Raw genomic sequence first — 21732 nt, 5'->3', positions numbered from 1 at the left:
TATTTTTATCAGAAATCAACCAAAAAGAATGCTTGCAACATCTTCAATTTTAGCAACCAGTTCGATTTTAATTCCAGTGTTTTTTAAAGCAATTTTATTGTATTTAGAAACAAAAATAGTATCAAATCCTAGTTTTTCGGCTTCCTGAATGCGCTGGTCTACACGGTTTACAGGACGAATTTCGCCCGAAAGCCCAACTTCGCCTGCAAAACAAAAACCTTTGCCAACCGGAATATCTTCGTTGGAAGATAAAATGGCTGCGACAACTGCCAAATCAATTGCGGGATCATCAACAGAAATTCCGCCTGTAACATTTAAGAAAACGTCTTTTGCGCCTAAACGGAATCCAGCTCTTTTTTCTAAAACAGCCAAAATCATATTTAGCCTTTTGGCGTTGTAACCTGTTGTGCTTCGCTGCGGTGTTCCATAAACTGCCGTACTTACCAAAGATTGTATTTCGATCATTAAAGGGCGCATGCCTTCCAGAGTTGTGGCAATTGCAGTTCCCGATAATTCTTCGTCCTTGTGCGAAATTAAAATTTCAGAAGGATTGCTTACTTCCCTAAGTCCGCTTCCAAGCATTTCGTAAATTCCCAGCTCAGCAGTAGATCCGAAACGGTTTTTTAACGATCGTAAAATTCGGTACACATGATTTCGATCGCCTTCAAATTGCAAAACGGTATCAACCATATGTTCTAAGATTTTCGGGCCGGCAATATTTCCGTCTTTCGTAATATGTCCAATTAAAATTACGGGAATATTACTTTCTTTAGCAAATTTGATTAGCTCAGCAGTAGTTTCTCGAATCTGAGAAATGCTTCCAGCAGTCGATTCAATATAATCCGTGTGTAAAGTCTGAATCGAGTCAATTATGACAACTTCGGGTTGAATAGTTTCAATTTGTTTGAAGATATTCTGCGTCTTGGTTTCCGTTAAAATATAGCAGTTATCGCTATTTGGCGTTATTCTTTCGGCACGCATTTTTATTTGTTTCTGACTTTCTTCTCCAGAAACGTATAAAGTTTTATAAGGTAATTTTAGTGAAACCTGAAGCAAAAGTGTACTTTTTCCAATGCCGGGTTCTCCGCCCAAAAGAGTTAATGAGCCCGGAACAAGTCCGCCGCCTAAAACACGATTTAATTCGCTGTCGGTTGTGTCCATTCGGACTTCCTGTGCAGAATCAATTTCGTTTATTTTTAAAGGTCTTGGTGCTTTACCAGCTGGAGTTGGTTCACTTTTCCAGGCTACTTTTTCCTGTTTTTGAATAATTTCTTCGGCAATCGTATTCCATTCTTTGCAGGCATTACATTGTCCCTGCCATTTGGAATATTGCGTTCCGCAGTTTTGACAAAAAAAAGAAGTTTTAACTTTTGACATTATTTACTTTTTTTTCGCGAGCGTATTCATTTCGTCGATTTTCTCATACATCAAATCTTTGTTCAAATCACCAATTGGCTCCATTTGCGAAGCATTTTGGTATTTTTTTGATGCATGTTTTGGATCGCCTTGTTTTTCATACATTAATCCTAATTCATATTCTCCTAACATGGCTTTTGGATAATGTACATTTCCTATTTCAGCCATTTTTCCTAATTCACTGTATGCGTTCTTTTTCAAAATAATATTTTCAATTACTTTGAAATCGCTCATTCTTACTGGAATCTGAACTCCCATAACCTCAGACATGGTGTTGTATTTTTGTTCCAGATATTCGGCATAACCCGATTCAAGAACGGCAATTTTATTTTTATATTCCTCAGAATTAATTGGTCTGTAGACCTCAAAAATCTGATAAAGTGCACTCGGAATCGAATGCAGTACTTCTGTATAATGCGTGGTGCCTTTAAAAACGTCGTATTTATAATTTACTAACGGATTATTGGCGATTTTAATATTGCTGTCTAATTTTTCTATCGGTTCTTTTATCTTTTTAATATCGCCCTCTGCTGCCGATAGGTAATAAAATATAGGCTGTTTTATTTTGGCAAATTTCTCTGGTATACGGACTTCCATTTTTGGCGCCAATTCTGGACTAAGACAGATATAGGCATTAAAAAGCGGATTTTCTTTATACAAATAAAAATTAGCAAAACTGGCTGTTAAATCATGTCCGGCAATCATTCTAAATGGAGAAGTACGGTATTTTTTTTCGATATACGGAATCAGTTCTGCTCCGATAAATTCGAAAAATTGTGCTCCTTTTTCAAAGGGAAGTCCGTTGTTTTGATCGATTGTTGTGTCGTCAAAACGTTCTCCGTCTTTGTTTTGGTGAATTCCAATAATAATCATTTCTGGAATATCATCCCAATAAGAACCGTAACTTACAGCTCCAGAAAAAGGATCAAATAAATAATCTCCATCTAATAAATAAAGAACAGGATATTTTTTGGTTTTGTTGGCTTCGTAAGAAGCAGGAAGTCCAATTGTAATTCTACGTTCTTCTCCCAGTTTTTCTGATTTAATGTTGTCGAACGTTTTTTGGGCAAACGTTGAAAATGAAATCAAAAGTGTCAGTAGGTAAACTTTTTTCATGATTTGTGGCATTTCAGTGAATTAAAAAGTATTAAAAATAGTGTGGCAATATACTATTTTATTTGCTTCTTTGTTAAGTAGATTTAAAATTGAAGCACAGCAGTTTAATGCCAAAATCATTTTTGATCAAGGCAAAATAAGTGTTTTTTTGTACAAAATCTGAATTTTGACAAAGAAGGGAAATTCTTAGAAAAAGAAAATATTAAGTTAATGAATTATCATTTTCATTAGGGAAAATAATCCATGGTTTGAAGGTCTTCGCTTCTTCAAAATCTAAGGTTGCATAAGAAATGATAATAATGATGTCGTCTTTTTGAACTTTTCTTGCTGCAGGACCATTCAAAGTAATTTCACCTGAATTTTTTTCTCCTTTAATAGCGTAAGTTTCAAAACGTTCACCGTTATTAATATTTACAATAGATACTTTTTCGCCTTCAATAATGTTTGAAGCTTCTAGTAGAGTTTCATCAATAGTAATGCTGCCAATATAATTTAAATCGGCACCCGTTACTTTAACGCGATGAATTTTTGATTTTATAACTTGAATTTGCATGCTGCAAAGTTAGATTAATTTAATGAAATGGTGTCAATCAGTCTTATAGAATTAACAAATACCGCTATAAATGCACGATATTTTTTGTCATTCTCTTTCTGATCGATAGGTAAAAGTGTAGATTCGTCAGCAATGACAAAATATTCCAGTTGAAACTCTTTATTGTCTTTGAAAGAATTTTCTACAAATTCAATAGTTTCTTCTGCAGTATGAGTTTGAAAAATGTCTTTTGCTTCGGTCAATGTTTTGTAAATAATGGAAGCATCTTTTCTTTCCTGCGGAGTCAATCGCTCATTTCGAGAACTCATTGCAAGCTGATTTTCTTCTCTAAAAATTGGACAGCCAACAATATTTACAGGTAAGTTGGTTTTTTCAACCATTTTTTTGACGATTTGAAGCTGCTGAAAATCTTTTTCTCCAAAGTAAGCATTTGTCGGCGTTACAATTTCGAAAAGTCTTTTTACAATTGTTCCAACTCCATTAAAATGACCTGGTCTGAATTTTCCTTCCATTTGATTTTCCAATCCGTCAAAATCAAAAGTCTGCGAAATGGTGTTTCCTTCATAAATATCTTCAACAGAAGGTGCGTATAAAATGATTTTATCACTTAATGTACGCATTTTCTTAATATCTTCTTCGAGAGTTCTTGGGTATTTTGCTAAATCTTCAGGATTGTTGAATTGAGTTGGATTGACAAAAATGCTCACTACTGTATCGTCGTTTTCCTTTAGTGAACGCTGCATTAAAGCCAAATGCCCTTGGTGTAAAGCGCCCATTGTTGGTACAAATCCGATGGTTGAATTTGCTGTTTTGATAGTTTTAAGATAGGCTATCAAAGCGGCTTTACTGTAGAAAATATGCATTGAAGTATTATTAAAATTTAGTGCAAACATAATATATTAGTTATAAACTGCATAAATTTTTGTAATTTTGCGACGTTTTTATTACCAAAATTAAGTAAAATACTATTATGAAAGATAAGAGGATATTATATGTATCATCTGAAGTCGTGCCTTATTTGGCTGAAAATGAGGTTTCTTTAATGTCTTATGACGTTCCAAAAATGATTAACGATCAAGGCGGTCAGATAAGAATTTTCATGCCAAGATACGGGAATATCAACGAGAGAAGACATCAACTGCATGAAGTAATTAGACTTTCTGGGATGAATTTGGTAGTGAATGATTTAGATATGCCATTGATTATTAAAGTAGCATCGATTCCGAAAGAAAGAATTCAGGTTTACTTTATTGATAACGATGAATATTTTAAACGTAAAGCAACCTTCGCAGATGAGGAGGGAGTTTTATACCCTGATAATGATGAGAGAGCAATCTTTTTTGCTAAAGGTGTTGTAGAGACAGTGAAAAAATTAAACTGGGTTCCAGATATTATTCACGTTCACGGCTGGCTTGCAGCAATGCTTCCAATTTACATGAAGCATTATTATAAACATGAAGCATTATTTTCTGAAACTAAAATCATTACATCTGTTTACGGACAGTCTTTTGATGAAAATTTAGATTTGGAGATGATAAATAAAGTTAAATTTGATGGTGTTCCTCATGATGCTGTATCAGATTTAGAAGTTCCAAATTACGAGAATGTTTTAAAAGCTAGCATATTACATTCTGATGGAGTGATCATAGCATCTGAAAATGTTTCTCCAAGTTTAACAAAATTTATAGAATCTTCAGGAAAACCTTTTTTACCTTTCGCCACGAAAGATGCATTTGCTGACGCTTATACAAATTTCTACAGAACGTTTGGACTTTAAATTTTAACTTTATTATAAAACATGTATAATACTTCTTTTATTAAGAAAATTCTTTTAGCTTTAATTGTTGTTTTTTTATATTCTTGCGATAAAGATTTTAATGCAATTGGTGATGGTTTAATTGGGGAAGATCATTTTGGTCTTGAACCAGAAGAATATAATGTTTTAGCATTTAATCAAGAAATAACTCCTATTCAGTCCAATAATATGGCTGTAAATGCTCTGGGTATTTTTGATAATCCTTTGTTCGGTACTACAACAGCAAATTTTGTTACACAATTGGCTCTTCCATCTTATGCGCCTACAATTGGAGAATCTCCTGTAATTGAAAGTGCGGTACTTACCATTCCTTATTTTAATCATGTAACCGCTACAGGTACAGATGGCGCAAATACATATGTGTTAGATTCTATTTATGGAGGTCAAGGAAAAGATTTTAAATTGAAGTTGAGTGTATATGAATCTGGTTACCAAATGAGAAATAGTTATTTTGGCGGTGGGTCTCAATTACCTCAATTTTATTATACAGATCAAAATACAGACTTTTTTAATGTTGCAAACAAGACTTTGCTGAATAATGGTCCAGTTCAAGAAAATGTTGAATTCTTTTTTGATCCTGCAGAAATTGTTACTAAAACAGTTGGTACAGATAATAAAGAAACAATTACTAGAAGTGCACCTCAGATGGTTCTAAATCTTAAAAAAGAATTTTTTCAAGAGAAAATTTTAAATGCACCAGCGTCTAAATTATCTAGTGAAGACCTTTTTCAAGAATACTTTAGAGGTTTGTATTTTATGGTAGAAAAATCGGGAGCTAATAGTAATATGGCTTTGCTGGATTTTACTAAAGGGGTAATTACGATTAAATATAAAGCAAAAACAGCTGCGACAACCGATGGTGATACAACTGAAGATAAGCAAATTCTATTGAATTTTAAGAGCAGTGTAACCGGAGGTTTGGCAAGTACAGCTAGTTTTCTTCAAGATGTTAAGGCGCCAGCTTATGAAGCTGCGGTGACAACAAATGTAAATAAAACAGAAGGCGATCAGAAACTTTATTTAAAAGGAGGTCAAGGATCTTTAGCTGTTTTAAAACTTTTTGATCAGACAGATGTTCTTAGTTATAATGCAGATGGTACTGTAAAGGATGGTGCTAATGGGGTTCCGGATCAATTAGATGAGATTAGAAATAACGTTACGGTTAAAAACTGGAAGGTAAACGAAGCTAATCTTGTTTTTTATATTGATGCTGATCAAATGGGTAATACAAAAGCACCGCAGAGAGTTTATTTATATGATTTAACTAATAATACAGTTTTAGCAGACTATTCTGCTGATCCTACTGCACCTTTCGGAGGTTTGATTAATCTTGATTCAAATAAAAAGGGGAAAAGCTATAAATTAAGAATCACGAGTCATATTCGTAATCTTATAAAAGATGCTACAATAAAAAATGTTGATTTAGGATTAGTTGTTTCTCTAAGTCCAGGTGTAGTTGCATCAAATGTCTTGAAACAAAAGAACGAAACTATATCACAAGCGCCGAGAACATCGGTTATGAGTCCTTTAGGTACAATCTTATATGGTACTAATATCCCTGAGGGTGATGCAGATTACAATAAAAGATTGAAACTTCAGGTATACTACACGAAACCAAATTAATAAATATATATGTGTGGAATTGTTGGATATATCGGTCATAGAGACGCGTATCCTATTGTAATCAAGGGGCTGAAGCGACTTGAATACAGAGGGTATGATAGTGCCGGTGTTATGTTATATGACGATGAGTCAGGCATAAAAGTGTGTAAAACAAAAGGTAAAGTGTCAGACCTTGAAACTAAAGCTAATGAAGGTTTTACAGTAAACGGAAATATTGGAATTGGACATACGCGTTGGGCAACTCACGGAGTTCCTAACGATGTAAACTCACATCCACATCTTTCAAATTCTGGAGATCTTGCCATTATCCATAATGGAATTATCGAGAATTATGCTCCATTAAAAGAAGAGCTTATAAAAAGAGGTTATACTTTTAAATCTGATACAGATACTGAAGTTTTAGTTAATTTAATAGAAGAAGTTCAGAAAAAAGAAAATATTAAATTAGGTAAAGCTGTTCAAATTGCATTAAACCAAGTAGTTGGGGCATATGCAATTGCTGTTTTTGATAAAAAAAATCCAAACGAACTTGTTGCGGCTAGATTAGGAAGTCCGTTGGCAATTGGAGTTGGTGAAGGTGAGTACTTTATTGCTTCTGATGCATCACCATTCATTGAATATACTTCTAATGCAGTATATTTAGAGGATGGAGAAATGGCTAATATCAGATTACATAAGCCAATCAAAATTAGAAAAATTAAAGATGACTCATTAGTAGATCCTTACATTCAAGAACTTCAAATGAATTTGGAGCAGATCGAAAAAGGAGGTTATGATCACTTCATGTTAAAAGAAATCTACGAACAGCCAAGTGTTATAAAAGATACTTACAGAGGAAGACTTCATGCTAATGAGGGTATTGTTCAAATGGCTGGAGTAGAAGATAATATTGAAAAATTCTTAAATGCAAAGCGTATTTTGATTGTTGCCTGCGGTACTTCTTGGCATGCAGGTTTAGTGGCAGAATACATCTTTGAAGAGTTCACACGTATTCCTGTTGAAGTTGAATATGCTTCTGAGTTCAGATACAGAAACCCAATTATCAATAAAGATGATGTTGTTATTGCTATCTCGCAATCTGGTGAGACTGCAGATACTATGGCAGCTATCAAATTGGCTAAAGAAAATGGAGCTTTTGTATTTGGTGTTTGTAACGTTGTTGGTTCTTCTATTTCTAGAGAAAGTCATGCAGGTGCTTATACGCACGCAGGACCAGAAATTGGAGTAGCTTCTACAAAAGCATTTACTACGCAGATTACGGTTCTAACGATGATCGCTTTAAGATTAGGAAAAGCAAAAGGAACTTTGTCAAATACAGATTTCCGTACTTATCTTCAAGAATTAGAAATTATTCCTGAAAAAGTAGCTGAAGCATTAGAAACTAATGATAAAGCAAAAGAAATTGCTGCTGCTTTTAAAGATTCGCCAAACTGTCTTTATTTAGGTAGAGGATATAATTTTCCAGTTGCTTTAGAGGGTGCTCTAAAATTAAAAGAAATTTCTTATATCCATGCTGAAGGTTATCCAGCGGCTGAAATGAAGCACGGTCCAATTGCTTTAATTGATGAATTTATGCCAGTTATTGTTATTGCGCCTAAACAAGGGCATTATGACAAGATCGTAAGTAATATTCAGGAAATTAAATCAAGAAGCGGTAAAATCATTGCGGTTGTTACAAAAGGTGATACTCAAGTTCGTGAATTAGCAGATTATGTAATAGAAATTCCAGAAACTTCAGATGCATTGTCTCCACTGGTTACTACAATTCCGTTGCAATTGCTTTCTTACTACATTGCAGTGATGAGAGGTTGTAATGTTGACCAGCCACGTAACTTAGCAAAATCAGTTACAGTAGAATAGATTTATTTTAAAATATAAATATGTTAAAAAAGCGAGATTTAGGTCTCGCTTTTTTTTATTGTCAAATTTTTTTTTCGGAGTATGCATTTTTGTGAATTTTTCAATCTTTTATCAAAAAATTATATGTATGCATAGTAAATTGGTTTTTCTTTAAGTTTTTTTGTTTTTATTTTAATAAATTGAATTAGCAAATAGTTAAAATATTATACAAATGGGTGATAAATATTAATTTTATTTAACGTTTTTTTATACATATTAAAATATTTGCGTATTTTGGCTATATATACTAACAAAAAAACTAACCCAATGAGAGTCTACTTGCTAATTATGTTGTTGTTTAGTGGCATATCCTTTGCACAGAATACAATAACAGGTTCGGTTACAGATGGTAACAAACAATCTATTCCAGGTGCTAATGTTATTGTTGTCGGTGAAAATAGTGGTGCGTCTACTGATTTCGACGGATCATTTAAATTGACAACCAATTCTAAACTTCCTTTTTCTGTAAAAGTTTCTGCAGTAGGATTTGCGTCAAAAACGATTAGTGTAACCACGGCTAATCAAAAGTTGAATGTAATTCTAGTTGATGAAGAAACTAAATTAGATGAAATTGTAGTTTCAGCATCCAGAACACCAGAAAGAGTTTTGGAATCTCCGGTGACAATTGAAAGAATGGGAATTCAGGAAATAAAAAGGACGGCTTCTCCAACTTTTTACGATGGTCTAGAAAATATGAAAGAGGTACAGATGAATACCAGTAGTATGTCTTTTAAGTCTATCAATACAAGAGGATTTGCGACTGTTGCAAATACTCGTTTTATGCAGTTGGTAGATGGTATGGATAACTCTTCTCCATTGCTGAATTTTGTTTTAGGAAACATGATTGGGGTTTCGGAAATCGACGTTCAGAGTGTGGAACTTCTGCCGGGTGCTTCATCTGCATTATATGGAGCAAATGCTTTTAATGGAATTTTATTCATGACCAGTAAAAGTCCATTTACAAATCAAGGTGTTTCAGCTTATTTTAAATATGGAGTAACTTCTCAAGAAGCTGCGGGCACAAATAGTTATTATGATTTTGGTATTCGATTTGCTCGCGCTTTTAATAAATACTTTGCTGCTAAAGCGAATTTCACCTACATGGAAGCTACAGATTGGTATGCTACAAATTATGATGACAAGACAAGGACGGGCATTGATAGAACGAATCCTAGTTATGATGGAATTAATGTTTATGGTGATGAGGCTGCGACGAATATTAAAGGAGTTGGTCAGAAGTTAGAGGCAATGGGGTTAATTCCGGCCGGAGCATCTAATCTTTTGCCTAATTCTATGGTTAGTAGAACAGGTTATAATGAAATTGATTTAACAGATAATAAAGCGTCGAATATTAAGATTGATTTTTCTTTGCATGCACGACCTTTTGGAGATGAAAAGTTGGAAATTATCTGGCAGAGTAAAATTGGTACAGGAAATGCTGTTTATCAAGGAGCTAACAGGTATTATCTGAATGATTTTTTTATGTACCAGAATAAATTAGAATTTAAAGGGAAAAACTTTTTTGTAAGAGGGTACATGACTGGTGAAGATGGGGGTCATTCTTATGATATGGTTTTTACGGGTATTAATGTGAATAGAAAGTGGAAAGATGATAATACTTGGTTTGGTCAATATGCAGGCGCGTATATTCAAGGTACTTTGGCAGGAATGACTCCTCAGCAGGCTCATGCGGCAGGAAGGTCTACTGCAGATACTGGTCGTTTCTTGCCGGGAACAGTAGAATTCAAGAATGCTTTTAATCAAGTTATAAATGAGGAAGATGTTCTTTCTGGTTCAAAATTGGTTGATAATTCAAAAATTTACCATTCTGATGCGAACTATAATTTTAGAGATATAATAAAATTTGCAGAGATTCAGGTTGGAGGTTCTTTTAGAGCTTATGAACTGAATTCTCATGGAAGAATTTATACGGACGCAAATGGTCCGATCAATTATAATGAGTATGGAGCTTATGCTCAATTGATGAAAAAATTCATGGATGACAGATTGAAGTTTACAGGATCTCTTCGTTATGATAAATCTAAAAACTTTGATGGAAACTTTTCGCCGCGTTTGTCTCTTGTGTATTCAGGAGGAGAGAAGAGAAATCATAATTTTAGAGGATCTTTTCAAACAGGTTTTAGAAACCCTTCTACTCAAGATCAATATATCGGTTTCAATATTGGAAGTGCTGTGTTGATTGGTTCTGCGCCAGATAACTTGACAAGATTTAATGAAACATTTGCATTAAGTGCTGAAGGTCAGTCTTACAGCAATGGAAATGCTACTAAAAACATGAGTGGTGTTGATGCTTATAATAATTCTTATTTAGCGAGTTCTGTAAATGCGTTTTCGGCTATGGCAGGAAGTAATCCAATTGCAGCTGCAGCTTTGTTGAAAAAATCTAGAGCGAACTTAGTAAAGCCTGAAGAAGTGAAAGCTTTTGAAATTGGATATCGTTCTATTTTTGAAGGTATGTCTATAGATATTAACGGTTACTATAATATTTATAATGATTTCATTGGAACTTTAAATGTAATTTCTCCTTACTACGGAACAGCACAGGATAATCCGAATCTTGCGGCAGGAACAACAGATGCAGGTGTGCAGTCTGTAAGAGCTATTCAAAATGGAGAATACAGAGTGTATCAATTGTATACCAATTCAGATGTGGAAATACATTCATTAGGATTTGGAGTTGGACTTTCTAGAAAAATAATTTCTGATTTCGAATTAGGGGTGAATTATAACTATGCTCAATTCGATTTTGATCAAGAAAAAGATCCAAGTTTTGAGGCTGGATTTAATACTCCAAAGCATAGAGTTAAAATGTCAATTGGAAATGATAAACTGTTCAAGAATTTTGGATTCAGTGTTAGTGGAAGATGGAACAGTGAATATCTGTGGCAGGCCGGTTTTGCTGATGGTGTAATCAAATCTGCAACAGTAATTGATGCGCAGATAAATTATGGAATTCCAAAATTGAAATCAGTTGTAAAATTAGGAGCTGCTAACATTGGTGGTAAGGAATACTATCAAGTTATTGGAGCTGGATTAATTGGACAGCAGTATTTTGCTTCTTGGACCATCAATCCATAATTGATTTATTAACTCAGTGTAAAATTCATTATAGGTTTCTGAATTTATAATTTGGAAATGGATACATTTAAAATATAGAAATTATGATAAAAAATTTCAAATGGCTTTTATTGGTTTCGTTAACCTTTATGGCTTGTAATAGTGATGACGATGTGGTTGTTCCTGTGGAATCGTCTGATGGTAAGCCTTTGACAGCTGGAAGTGCAGATTTTTCTAAATATGTTGCATTAGGGGATTCATTTGCGGCGGGTTTTAGTGATAATGCTCTGTTTATTAAAGGACAAGAAGGAGCATACCCGAATATTTTGGCGCAGCAGTTCGCTTTAGTGGGAGGGGGAGAATTTAAAACGCCTTTTTCGAATGATAATATTGGAGGTTTGTTATTAGGAGGGAATGTTATTTTTGGACCTCGATTATATTTTAATAGTACTCCAGTTCCGGTTGAAGGAACACCAACGACAGAAGTTACGGCGCGTTTGTCTGGCACTTTTGGTAATTTGGGAGTACCTGGTGCAAAAAGTTTCCATTTGCTGGCGCCTGGTTACGGTAATCCTGCAGGGGTAGCGACGGGAACTGCGAATCCTTATTTTGCCCGTTTTGCTTCTAGTACAACAACTACAGTTTTAGCAGATGCTTTAAGTCAAAACCCTACTTTTTTCTCTTTGTGGATTGGTGGTAACGATGAATTAGGATATGCGACTGCTGGTGGAGATCCCACAGTTAATCCTTTAACGCCAACAGCGACTTTTGATGCTGCATATAAAGGTTTGGTTGCGCAGCTTGTTTCTGGCGGAAGAAAAGGTGTTGTGGCTAATTTGCCAGTTATTACAACTCTTCCTCATTTTCGTGTAATTGCATATAATCAGCTTACTCAGGCTAATTTAAGTGCTGGGGGAGTTAGTTTGGTTAATACTTTAAATACTCAATTGTATGGGCCTTTGCATAATGCCTTGGCTTTTTTAGGACAAGGAAATAGAATTAATCTTTTGTCTTCAACAGGAAATAATCCGTTGTTAATTGTAGATGAGACTTTGCCTGATCTTTCGGCAAATTTAAAAGCCGTTTTAATGGGTGGTGGCTTAGATGCTACTACTGCTACAGTAATGGGGCAGATTTTTGGAAGAGCCAGACAAGCACTGCCTACTGATTTAATTGTTTTAGGGGCTTCTTCTAGAATTGGAAAAGTTCCAAATGTGGCTGCTGACGGAATAGCTTCGCCTTCTCCATCTTTATCACAATTAGGAGTTACTTTTCCGTTGCCGGACAGATATGTTTTACTGCCTTCAGAAGTTGCAGAAATTGGAGTGGCTACTGCTGCTTATAATTTGACTATAAAAACAGTTGCCGAAGCAAATGGTCTGGCAATTGTAGATGCAGAGTCTATTATGGCTGATCTAAATAAACCAAACGGAATTACAATGAATAATTTTACATTAAAAGCAACATTTGTTACTGGTGGTATGTTTTCTTTAGATGGAGTTCATCCTACTCCAAGAGGTTATGCATTTATTGCCAATAAATTTATCGAAGCGATTAATGCTAAGTATGGTTCAAATTTGAAAGGTGTGGATATTGGTAATTACCAAGTCTTGTTTCCTGCAAAATTATAATTGAAACTATTTTTAACTTCAAAAAACCGCTCATTTTTAGGATGAAGCGGTTTTTTTCTTTTATTAAAAAAATGCTGATTTTGTTATTTTATTGGTGAGTTTTATGAATCAAACAAAATGATGGTATTTTTTATGAAAAAAAAATTGATTTTATATTTTAAAAAATTATCTTTGCGCTCTGAAAAAAGAGGTATTTTCGATAAACCTAAATAGCTATTTAATAAATACATAAGTAATGTCAAAAGTAATAGGAAAAGTTGCTCAAATCATTGGACCAGTAGTAGACGTAGTTTTCAACGGTAAAGATGTTGAACTTCCAAAAATTTATGATTCACTAGAAGTCACTAAAAAAGATGGAACTATTCTAGTTCTAGAAGTACAATCTCATATTGGTGAAAACACTGTTCGTACCATTTCTATGGATTCAACAGATGGTTTAAGCAGAGGATATGAAGTAGTTGGAACTGGAAATCCAATCCAAATGCCAATCGGTCCAGACGTATATGGAAGATTATTTAATGTTGTTGGAGATGCAATTGACGGTTTAGGTAATTTACCAAAAACTGGAGAAAACGGTCTGCCAATTCACAGACAAGCTCCTAAATTTGAAGATTTGTCAACTTCATCTGAAGTTTTATTCACAGGTATCAAAGTAATCGATTTGATCGAGCCTTATGCAAAAGGAGGTAAAATTGGATTGTTTGGTGGTGCAGGTGTTGGTAAAACAGTATTGATTCAGGAGTTGATCAACAATATTGCAAAAGGTCACGGTGGACTTTCAGTATTCGCTGGAGTAGGTGAGAGAACACGTGAAGGAAATGACTTACTTCGTGAGATGTTAGAGTCAGGTATTATTAAATACGGTGATGATTTCATGCACTCTATGGAAAATGGAGGATGGGATTTATCTAAAGTAGATATGCCAGGAATGAGAGAGTCTAAAGCTACTTTCGTTTTTGGACAAATGAATGAGCCACCTGGAGCTCGTGCACGTGTGGCACTTTCAGGATTATCTATCGCTGAGTATTTCCGTGATGGAGCTGGATCTGACCAAGGTAAAGATGTATTATTCTTCGTTGATAACATCTTCCGTTTTACACAAGCAGGTTCTGAGGTATCAGCACTTTTAGGTCGTATGCCATCTGCGGTAGGTTACCAACCAACATTAGCAACTGAAATGGGAGCTATGCAAGAGCGTATTACATCTACAAACAAAGGATCTATTACATCTGTACAGGCGGTTTACGTTCCTGCGGATGACTTAACTGACCCGGCACCGGCAACAACTTTTGCTCACTTAGATGCTACAACTGTATTGTCTCGTAAAATTGCTGAGTTAGGTATCTATCCTGCGGTTGACCCGTTAGATTCTACTTCAAGAATTTTAACTCCACATATCTTAGGAGATGAGCACTACAACTGTGCACAAAGAGTAAAAGAGATTCTTCAAAAATACAAACAATTACAAGATATCATCGCGATTCTTGGTATGGAAGAATTATCTGAAGAAGATAAACTTTCTGTATCTAGAGCACGTCGTGTACAACGTTTCTTGTCTCAGCCGTTCCACGTAGCAGAGCAATTTACAGGTATCCCAGGTGTATTAGTTGATATTAAAGATACTATCAAAGGTTTCAACATGATTATCGACGGTGAGTTAGATCACCTTCCAGAAGCTGCTTTCAACTTGAAAGGTTCTATTCAAGATGCAATCGAAGCTGGAGAAAAAATGTTAGCTGAAGCATAATAATATTGGTTGTTAGTTGTTAGTTGTCAGTTGTTAGAAACAACAATCAACCATCAACCATCAACTATTAACTAAAAAAAATATGATTTTAGAAATAGTATCACCAGAAGCGAAATTATTTTCAGGAGAAGTAACCTCAGTTACTTTACCAGGAGTTGATGGAAGCTTTCAGATTTTAAATCATCACGCACCAATTGTTTCTATCTTAGAAGAAGGAACAATTAAAATTGCAGCTCCAAGCTTCAATTTTTCTAAGGAAGCGGTTGATAAATTCAAGAGAGTAAATGACCAAACCTATACTTTAGATATTAAGTCAGGAACAATCGAGATGAAAAACAATAAAATAATTGTATTAGTTGACTAAAACAATTTTATATAAGTTGAAAAGCCAGACAGTTTTGTCTGGCTTTTTTGTTTTTATAATATTTGTTGCATGAAATTTGAAATCAGTGATTTATTTTGATTTAATTTCAATTTTATACTTTTGTCTAATGAAACTACCTGAAAATCTTATCCAGAGAATAGACAATTGTAGGCAGCATAATTCACTTAAAAAACTGCCTGTATTTAACAACGTAGTTGATTTTTCTTCTAATGATTATATTGGGTTTGCAAAATCCGAAATAATTTTTAGAAGTGCCCATGCTTATTTATTAGAAAATGAGATTTTTCAAAACGGAGCAACTGGTGCTAGATTGGTTTCAGGCAATCATTCACTTTATCACATTGCAGAAAATTTTATAGCACAATTTCATGATGCAGACGCTGCTTTAATTTTTAATTCAGGTTACGATGCCAATATTGGTTTTTTTAGCGCTGTGCCTCAAGAAAATGATATCATACTGTATGATGAGCTATGTCACGCTTCAATAAAAAACGGTATTTCGGTTTCTAACGCCAAATCTTTTAAGTTTATTCATAATGACTTTGAAGACTTGGAGCGTCTCATTCTAAAATTTCCCAATCAATCGGTCTATATCATCATAGAAAGTGTTTTTTCTATGGATGGCGACAGCCCAAATCTAGATGAATTAACTGCGCTTTCAGAAAAATACAATTGTTATTTAATAATTGATGAATCGCATTCTTTGGGAGTTTTTGGAGAAAGAGGAGAAGGTCTCACTCAATATCTGCAATTGCACGAAAAAGTATTTGCTCGAATTATGAGTTTCGGTAAAGGCCTGGGTTGTTATGGCGGAGCGATTTTAGGATCTGTCGAACTTAGGGATTATATTGTAAATTTTTCGTCCACTTTTAGTTATTCGACCGCTTTGTCACCTCATTCAGTTGCAACTATTTTAACGGCTTATCAGCACTTGGAAATTGAAAAAGAGACAATTGAAAAACTTCGTCAAAACATCATATATTTTAATCAGCAGAAAAATTTATTAGGTTTAAAGCCAATGTTTGTTCAGAGTAAATCTGCTATACATTCTGCTATTGTTCCTGACAATGAAAACGTGAAACAGCTGGCACAAGAACTTCAAGATAAAGGATTTGATGTGCAATCGATTCTTTCGCCAATCGTTCCTGAAGGACAGGAACGTCTTCGTTTTTGTATTCACAATTACAATTCACAAGAAGAAATTACGCAACTTTTAGAGCTGGTAAGAGATTTTGTTTTTTAGTTTATTCATGGATTTTTTGAAAATTTTAAAATTTCTTGTAACGTTTTCATGATTCGATTACTTACAAGTCGTAATCAAATAAACCAAATAAACATGAAAACAATATTTCGATTTGCAGTACTGCTATTTATATTCATTTTTCCTTCTGCTATTTCAGCGCAGACGAAATCTCCTAAACTAGAAAATTCGCTTTTGTGGGAGGTTTCAGGTAAAGGACTAAAAAAGCCATCTTATTTGTACGGAACGATTCATATGATTTGCTCAAAGGATTATTTTTTATCTGAAAAAACAAAAAAAGCATTTGACGTTTCTGACAAATTATATTTAGAAATTAACTTCACAGATCCGAATGAAATGAGCCAGATGCAGCAATTGGCAATGGGAAAAGAACCGCTAAGTAAAAAATTAAGTCCGGAACAATTAGCAAAATTAGATTCAATTTTAAAAAAGAGCACAGGAATGGGTGTACAGCAAGTAGATAGTTTCAGTCTTTTAACTGTTTTAAGTTTGATTAGTATGAAAAGTTTTGGCTGTGCGGATCTTAAGTTTTATGAAATGGAGTTTTCAGAAGAAGCTAAAAAAAGAAATGTTTCAATTTATGGTCTTGAAACCGTAAAATCTCAATTTGAAATTCTGGAAAACGCGTATTCAAATGATGAGATTTTAAAGCTTTTGGAAGAATCAACTTCTGAAGAATCAGAGCAATTGGTTACTGCGTATAAAAATGAAAACATTGACAGTATGTATGCTTTAACAACAGATGAAAAATTTACAAGTGAAAAAACCAAAAAACAGATTCTTGATAATAGAAATGTAAACTGGGTAAAAGCAATGCCAGAATTAATGAAACAGAACAGTGTCTTCTTTGCTGTTGGTGCTGGACATTTGGGAGGTGAGCTTGGAGTTATTAATTTGTTGAGAAAAGAGGGTTATACTGTAAAACCGATAATGAACTAAATCTGTTTTGAAAGAGAAAGAACAAGAATTTTTGAATCGGATAGAAAGCCACAAAGGAATTTTGTATAAAGTTTCTAAAATGTATATGGATAACTCTGATGATCAGCAGGATTTGTTTCAGGAGATTGTCTGTCAGCTTTGGAAATCGTATGATTCTTTTCGAAATGAAAGCCAGTTTTCGACTTGGATGTATAGAGTGGCAGTAAATACAGCAATTGTGTTTTTAAAGAAAGAAAAGCGGAAGGTCGATAAATATGAAATCGCTTCAGATAATATAAAAGAAGATGAAAATGATTCTCATATAAAAGAAAATCAACTGGATCATTTTTATAAAGCGGTACAAAAACTGGATAAAATTGATAAAGCCATAATTTTCTATCAGTTAGAAGGTTTCTCCCATAAAGAAATAGGTCATAACCTTGGAATTTCGGAAGGAAATGCCAGAGTAATACTGAACAGAGCCAAAGAAAAATTAAAAGAAATTATTAAAAATCAGGGATATGGACTTTAACGATATACAAAATGCATGGAATAATGAAAAACCCGAAAACATTATTCTGCCGAAAAATTTAGAAAAGATTCAATCTGCAAATACTCCTTTAGATAAAATTAAAAAAAATCTAAAAAACGAATTCATTTATCAGATTCTGTCCATTGTTTTGATAGGTACAGTTCCTTTTATATGTGATTTTCCACCGAAAATGACTTTTCTGTATTATCTGCTTTACAGCCTCTTTGTGGCAGTTTGCTTTTATTATTTGACTAAGCTTTATTTCTTTTATAAGCGATTGAATAATATAACTTTGACTACTAAAGACAGTTTGTATGAAACCTATTTTGATATTAGACTGAATATGGAGTTGTATAAAACTTTTGGCTTTGCTTTGACGCCGTTTTTAGTTTTATATTTTTTAGGCTTTTATTATTATGCTTTTACCAAGATACCAGGGTTTGTTGATCATGAATTTTCTACCGGCCAATTGATAGGATTCTTTTTAGTTGTTGTTTTTACGATGCTCTTTATGGGGATTTCTCTGGAATGGTGGGTTCATAAATTTTATGGAAAGTTTGCCAAAGAAATAAAGAAAGTGATTGACGAATTGAAAGAAGAATAAAAACAAGAAACCCATCAAATTTTGATGGGTTTCTTGTTTTTGGAATTAATCTATGATTATTTTTTTTGATAAACTATTACCATTCTGTAAACTAATCTTTATGAGTAAAACCTGATTTCCAGTCTGTAAATTCGAAACTTGGAATTCTGTGCTGTTGATTTTTTTCTTGCTGAATATTTCCTGACCTAGTATATTGTAAATAGTTACATCATTGATGGTTTCTTTTGAAGAGGAAATCTTAATTATCTTGTTTTTAACTGAAACTAAAATTCCATCTGAAAGATTCTCAAAATCATCAGTTCCTAATGTTTTAGAAGTGTATCGAATTACAAAACGATTATTGAAACTTCCTTCTGCTGTTGTAAATGTATAGTTTTCAAGACGCAGATTTGTTGTTTTTCCAGTTTCTTTATCAACTAAGTAAACATCTTGATTATTAAAGATTCCGTCTGCATGATCAATTGAAATAGTGTAATCTCCTTTAGCTGATAACTTATATCCTAACGGAACTTCATCGCTTTTTTCAAATGGCAGTGCACGTCCTTGTATTGTTAGCTTCTTGCTGGTGTTAATACTGTAAAAATCTACAAGGCTATTGGCTGCCATCGAAACAGCATCATAATTAATGTCCAGACTATTTGTTGCTCCCTGGATATAACCAAAAAGGATTTGTTTGAAAACACCGCTGCTGCTTGTAATATTCAGCCACACACGGTTTCTTTCAATGCTTTCTGCTGCTGCTGTTTTATAAAACTGGCTGTTGTTTCCTGCTCTTCTTTCATTGTTTCGAAATACTATCGTTCCTGTTTCTGGTTTTGCAAAGAATCCCTGAGTTGCGGCTATATATCCGTTAAAAGGTACTCCGCCGCCTCCTGTCGTAGCTCCAGATGCATTAAAAATGGTATAATCGTTATTGTAATAATAGGTGTTATCTGCAGGATTACGCACCGGCAGTTCTTCATGCCCCCAAAAATACAGCGAACCTAGATCTGGATTATCATCCATTAACTGCTTGGCGCTTATGGCAGAAGGATAAGGATTTCCAATTAAATTCCATTTGGCATCTACAACTGGAACAGAGATGTCGCCATTATTAGGAACACCTGTAAATACAGCAGTAAAATCCTGTGGTATGATAAGATGGTAAATCTGAGGAGCCCTGATCGTATAACCTTTACCAGTTTCCATTACCATAGTTCCGTTATTACTGATGCCCCATTTTCCTGCATTCGAATCGTAATAATGAAATTTATCGAACAGTGTGTCTGGAGATAAATCATGCATGGTAAAACCTGGTTTTGTAACCGGCATAGACCAGTATGTCAGGTCATAACGGCGTACAGAGGTTGTTCTTTTATAAACAATGTCACCAGTATTTACTGCATTTGTAGTCTGCACCAAACTTGATCCGCTTTCAAAAATTAATTGACCATTTGTAGTAACACTATTGGTTACTGTTAAAGTAACTCCACTAGGAATTGTAACAACAACACCCGGATTAACCGTCAAAGCACACATAGTTGTATTTGCTGTAAAAGGCTGATTTGGCGTTGTTGAATTAATAATTGCTCTTCTAGTTGGGCCCGGCAGCAGACCGCTTGACCAGTTTGAACCATTCCATGTGGTTGAAGAATCTTCTCCAATAGAAGTGCTTGCTGTTAATGGTGAATTACAGCCCCCGATACTTACTCTAAAAGAATAAGATCCAACAGTTAAGTTTGGTACAGTAAAAGTAGATCCCGTACCGTTATAAATTGCAGAAGCTGTTCCTGTTTGCGTAACCTGCCAAGTTCCCGATGCAGGTAAATTTGTTAAATCTATACTTCCTAAACTTGCGCAGGTAACAGGTTGAACCGCACTAATTGCTGGAGGTGCAAGCAGGACAGTAATTGTTGCGTTATTATTGTTATAATCATCTCCAGAAATATCTGTTACAGTATTTAAAGATGGATCAGTTCCTGTAACTGTGGCAGAATTAACAATTCTTCCCGCAGCTACATCGGCTGCTGTAACGGTATATGTTGCCGTTATTGTGGCTGTTTGATCAACGGCTAGGGAAGAAATTAAATTGCTTGAAAATACCATTCCAGGTTTTGGATCAGAAACACTAATATTGGTAATCGGAACTTGTCCTGTATTTTTTATATCAAAATTGTAGGTTATGACGTCGCCTGCTTTACCACATGAGGATAATGTGGCCTTCTTAATCATACTCAAATCTGCAATTTTTAGAGATTTTGTATTGAACGCAATAAAAGCACAATCTGAACTTCCTGAAAACACAACTACAAAACGGTCAACCTGAGCTGCATTTGCAGATGTGATACCAAAAGAACTAGTCTCAATTCCCAGCATTCTTATATCTCTCGTAGCTGCTGGTGTAAAAGCCATCACACCATCTGTTGCTCTAAATAAATCTAAACTGTAAGTTCCAATAACCGAGACAGAATTAAAACTAACAGATATTTGATTACCAACGGTGTTACCTGCTGCATCGACAAATTTAAATATATCTTCAGACCCTGTTCCTCCTGGTTCTGCAACTTGAGTAACAATTAAGTCGGGAATATTATCATTGATTCCGCCTAAATTTAAATTGTTTGTTCCGATTTTAAATTCTGCAGTACCATTGGGGATATTAGCAATTCCAGTCCCTAGACTTAGTCCATTGCTGCCATCCGTAAGTCTTGAAGCTCTTTCACTTCCAGTTGATGCAGCTCCTGCTAATGGAGGAATCAATGTTGTTCCTGTTGCAGAGCCATCTATCATCGATCCTTGTAAAAAATAAGTACTTGTGTTTGCTCCTAAAGTTTGAATTTTTAAAGCTCTAAAGTTTTGTGGGTTATAAGAGACAGAATTTGTGTTTAATTTGTTATCATCTACTCCTGTAGAAAATGTTGTACCTCTCCACTCAAATGCTAATAAATTATTGACATTATCTGGGCGATTACCTACTCCCGTCGCTCCATTTGATGTCCAATATCCTGTTCCAGTTCTATTCCAGTCGGTATGTATTCTGGTTATTGTATTACTTTGACTGGTAATTTTTAATGATATCAGAAAAAAGGCAATGATTAATTTTTTTACTGATATAGAATGGGAATTCAATAGCTTTTTTGTGCTCATGAAATTGGTGGTTAAGATTGGTTGATA

16 protein-coding genes are annotated in these 21732 nt (G+C 34.5%); 11 read left to right on the top strand and 5 right to left on the bottom strand.

What is annotated here, in order from left to right:
• Window positions 1-15: 15 nt before the first annotated feature.
• From radA to panC, 4 genes are all read right to left on the bottom strand, one after another.
• Entirely contained in the window at window positions 16-1377 is a 1362-nt protein-coding gene (gene radA, locus HYN86_RS03780; protein WP_113676839.1) for a DNA repair protein RadA, read from the bottom strand.
• A gap of 3 nt (window positions 1378-1380) precedes the next feature.
• The gene (locus HYN86_RS03775; protein WP_113676838.1) at window positions 1381-2532 is read right to left on the bottom strand and encodes an alpha/beta hydrolase; all 1152 of its coding nucleotides are present in this window, start codon (window positions 2530-2532) and stop codon (window positions 1381-1383) included.
• Between the two features lie 202 nt (window positions 2533-2734).
• Window positions 2735-3085: an aspartate 1-decarboxylase gene (gene panD / locus HYN86_RS03770; RefSeq protein ID WP_008465481.1), complete on the bottom strand. Its 351-nt coding sequence runs from the start codon at window positions 3083-3085 to the stop codon at window positions 2735-2737.
• Window positions 3086-3099: 14 nt separating this feature from the next.
• Window positions 3100-3978, bottom strand: a complete 879-nt coding sequence (gene panC / locus HYN86_RS03765; RefSeq protein ID WP_113676837.1) for a pantoate--beta-alanine ligase — start codon at window positions 3976-3978, stop codon at window positions 3100-3102.
• Between the two features lie 77 nt (window positions 3979-4055).
• Here panC and HYN86_RS03760 point away from each other — a divergent pair, with 77 nt between their 5' ends.
• From HYN86_RS03760 to HYN86_RS03710, 11 genes are all read left to right on the top strand, one after another.
• Window positions 4056-4862 carry a glycogen/starch synthase gene (locus HYN86_RS03760; protein ID WP_109191016.1) on the top strand — a complete coding sequence of 269 codons (807 nt, stop codon included), beginning with the start codon at window positions 4056-4058 and terminating at the stop codon, window positions 4860-4862.
• 21 nt (window positions 4863-4883) lie between these two features.
• Window positions 4884-6524, top strand: a complete 1641-nt coding sequence (locus HYN86_RS03755) for a DUF4270 domain-containing protein (protein WP_113676836.1) — start codon at window positions 4884-4886, stop codon at window positions 6522-6524.
• A 9-nt stretch (window positions 6525-6533) separates the two neighbouring features.
• Entirely contained in the window at window positions 6534-8384 is a 1851-nt protein-coding gene (glmS, locus tag HYN86_RS03750) for a glutamine--fructose-6-phosphate transaminase (isomerizing) (RefSeq protein WP_113676835.1), read from the top strand.
• 306 nt (window positions 8385-8690) lie between these two features.
• Window positions 8691-11522: a TonB-dependent receptor domain-containing protein gene (locus HYN86_RS03745; protein ID WP_113676834.1), complete on the top strand. Its 2832-nt coding sequence runs from the start codon at window positions 8691-8693 to the stop codon at window positions 11520-11522.
• 83 nt (window positions 11523-11605) lie between these two features.
• Window positions 11606-13132, top strand: a complete 1527-nt coding sequence (locus HYN86_RS03740; RefSeq protein ID WP_113676833.1) for an SGNH/GDSL hydrolase family protein — start codon at window positions 11606-11608, stop codon at window positions 13130-13132.
• 235 nt (window positions 13133-13367) lie between these two features.
• Entirely contained in the window at window positions 13368-14879 is a 1512-nt protein-coding gene (atpD, locus tag HYN86_RS03735; protein ID WP_113676832.1) for a F0F1 ATP synthase subunit beta, read from the top strand.
• Window positions 14880-14961: 82 nt separating this feature from the next.
• Window positions 14962-15243 carry a F0F1 ATP synthase subunit epsilon gene (locus HYN86_RS03730; protein WP_113676831.1) on the top strand — a complete coding sequence of 94 codons (282 nt, stop codon included), beginning with the start codon at window positions 14962-14964 and terminating at the stop codon, window positions 15241-15243.
• 127 nt (window positions 15244-15370) lie between these two features.
• Entirely contained in the window at window positions 15371-16507 is a 1137-nt protein-coding gene (locus HYN86_RS03725) for an aminotransferase class I/II-fold pyridoxal phosphate-dependent enzyme (RefSeq protein ID WP_113676830.1), read from the top strand.
• 93 nt (window positions 16508-16600) lie between these two features.
• On the top strand, window positions 16601-17464 hold the full coding sequence (locus HYN86_RS03720; protein WP_113676829.1) for a TraB/GumN family protein: 864 nt from the start codon (window positions 16601-16603) through the stop codon (window positions 17462-17464).
• A gap of 7 nt (window positions 17465-17471) precedes the next feature.
• Window positions 17472-17975: an RNA polymerase sigma factor gene (locus HYN86_RS03715; RefSeq protein ID WP_113676828.1), complete on the top strand. Its 504-nt coding sequence runs from the start codon at window positions 17472-17474 to the stop codon at window positions 17973-17975.
• Window positions 17965-18579, top strand: coding sequence for a DUF2975 domain-containing protein (locus HYN86_RS03710; protein ID WP_113676827.1), 615 nt, complete (start codon window positions 17965-17967; stop codon window positions 18577-18579). The genes HYN86_RS03715 and HYN86_RS03710 overlap by 11 nt, the downstream gene beginning before the upstream one ends.
• Window positions 18580-18624: 45 nt before the next feature.
• Here HYN86_RS03710 and HYN86_RS03705 read toward each other — a convergent pair whose 3' ends face one another.
• The gene (locus tag HYN86_RS03705) at window positions 18625-21705 is read right to left on the bottom strand and encodes a DUF7507 domain-containing protein (RefSeq protein WP_113676826.1); all 3081 of its coding nucleotides are present in this window, start codon (window positions 21703-21705) and stop codon (window positions 18625-18627) included.
• Between the last annotated feature and the right edge of the window lie 27 nt (window positions 21706-21732).

Source organism: Flavobacterium fluviale (assembly GCF_003312915.1).
Taxonomy (GTDB): domain Bacteria; phylum Bacteroidota; class Bacteroidia; order Flavobacteriales; family Flavobacteriaceae; genus Flavobacterium; species Flavobacterium fluviale.
Note: the sequence above shows the minus strand (reverse complement) of the source record. Positions and strands in the feature narration are given on the sequence as shown.

Bases quoted from the DNA above. Each gene is read 5' to 3' on its own strand.
- HYN86_RS03740 (WP_113676833.1), top strand. From the start codon at position 11,606: ATGATAAAAAATTTCAAATGGCTTTTATTGGTTTCGTTAACCTTTATG.
- HYN86_RS03745 (WP_113676834.1), top strand. From the start codon at position 8,691: ATGAGAGTCTACTTGCTAATTATGTTGTTGTTTAGTGGCATATCCTTT.
- radA (WP_113676839.1), bottom strand. From the start codon at position 1,377: ATGTCAAAAGTTAAAACTTCTTTTTTTTGTCAAAACTGCGGAACGCAA.
- HYN86_RS03720 (WP_113676829.1), top strand. From the start codon at position 16,601: ATGAAAACAATATTTCGATTTGCAGTACTGCTATTTATATTCATTTTT.
- HYN86_RS03705 (WP_113676826.1), bottom strand. From the start codon at position 21,705: ATGAGCACAAAAAAGCTATTGAATTCCCATTCTATATCAGTAAAAAAA.
- HYN86_RS03710 (WP_113676827.1), top strand. From the start codon at position 17,965: ATGGACTTTAACGATATACAAAATGCATGGAATAATGAAAAACCCGAA.
- glmS (WP_113676835.1), top strand. From the start codon at position 6,534: ATGTGTGGAATTGTTGGATATATCGGTCATAGAGACGCGTATCCTATT.
- HYN86_RS03775 (WP_113676838.1), bottom strand. From the start codon at position 2,532: ATGAAAAAAGTTTACCTACTGACACTTTTGATTTCATTTTCAACGTTT.
- atpD (WP_113676832.1), top strand. From the start codon at position 13,368: ATGTCAAAAGTAATAGGAAAAGTTGCTCAAATCATTGGACCAGTAGTA.
- HYN86_RS03760 (WP_109191016.1), top strand. From the start codon at position 4,056: ATGAAAGATAAGAGGATATTATATGTATCATCTGAAGTCGTGCCTTAT.
- HYN86_RS03730 (WP_113676831.1), top strand. From the start codon at position 14,962: ATGATTTTAGAAATAGTATCACCAGAAGCGAAATTATTTTCAGGAGAA.
- panC (WP_113676837.1), bottom strand. From the start codon at position 3,978: ATGTTTGCACTAAATTTTAATAATACTTCAATGCATATTTTCTACAGT.
- panD (WP_008465481.1), bottom strand. From the start codon at position 3,085: ATGCAAATTCAAGTTATAAAATCAAAAATTCATCGCGTTAAAGTAACG.
- HYN86_RS03755 (WP_113676836.1), top strand. From the start codon at position 4,884: ATGTATAATACTTCTTTTATTAAGAAAATTCTTTTAGCTTTAATTGTT.
- HYN86_RS03725 (WP_113676830.1), top strand. From the start codon at position 15,371: ATGAAACTACCTGAAAATCTTATCCAGAGAATAGACAATTGTAGGCAG.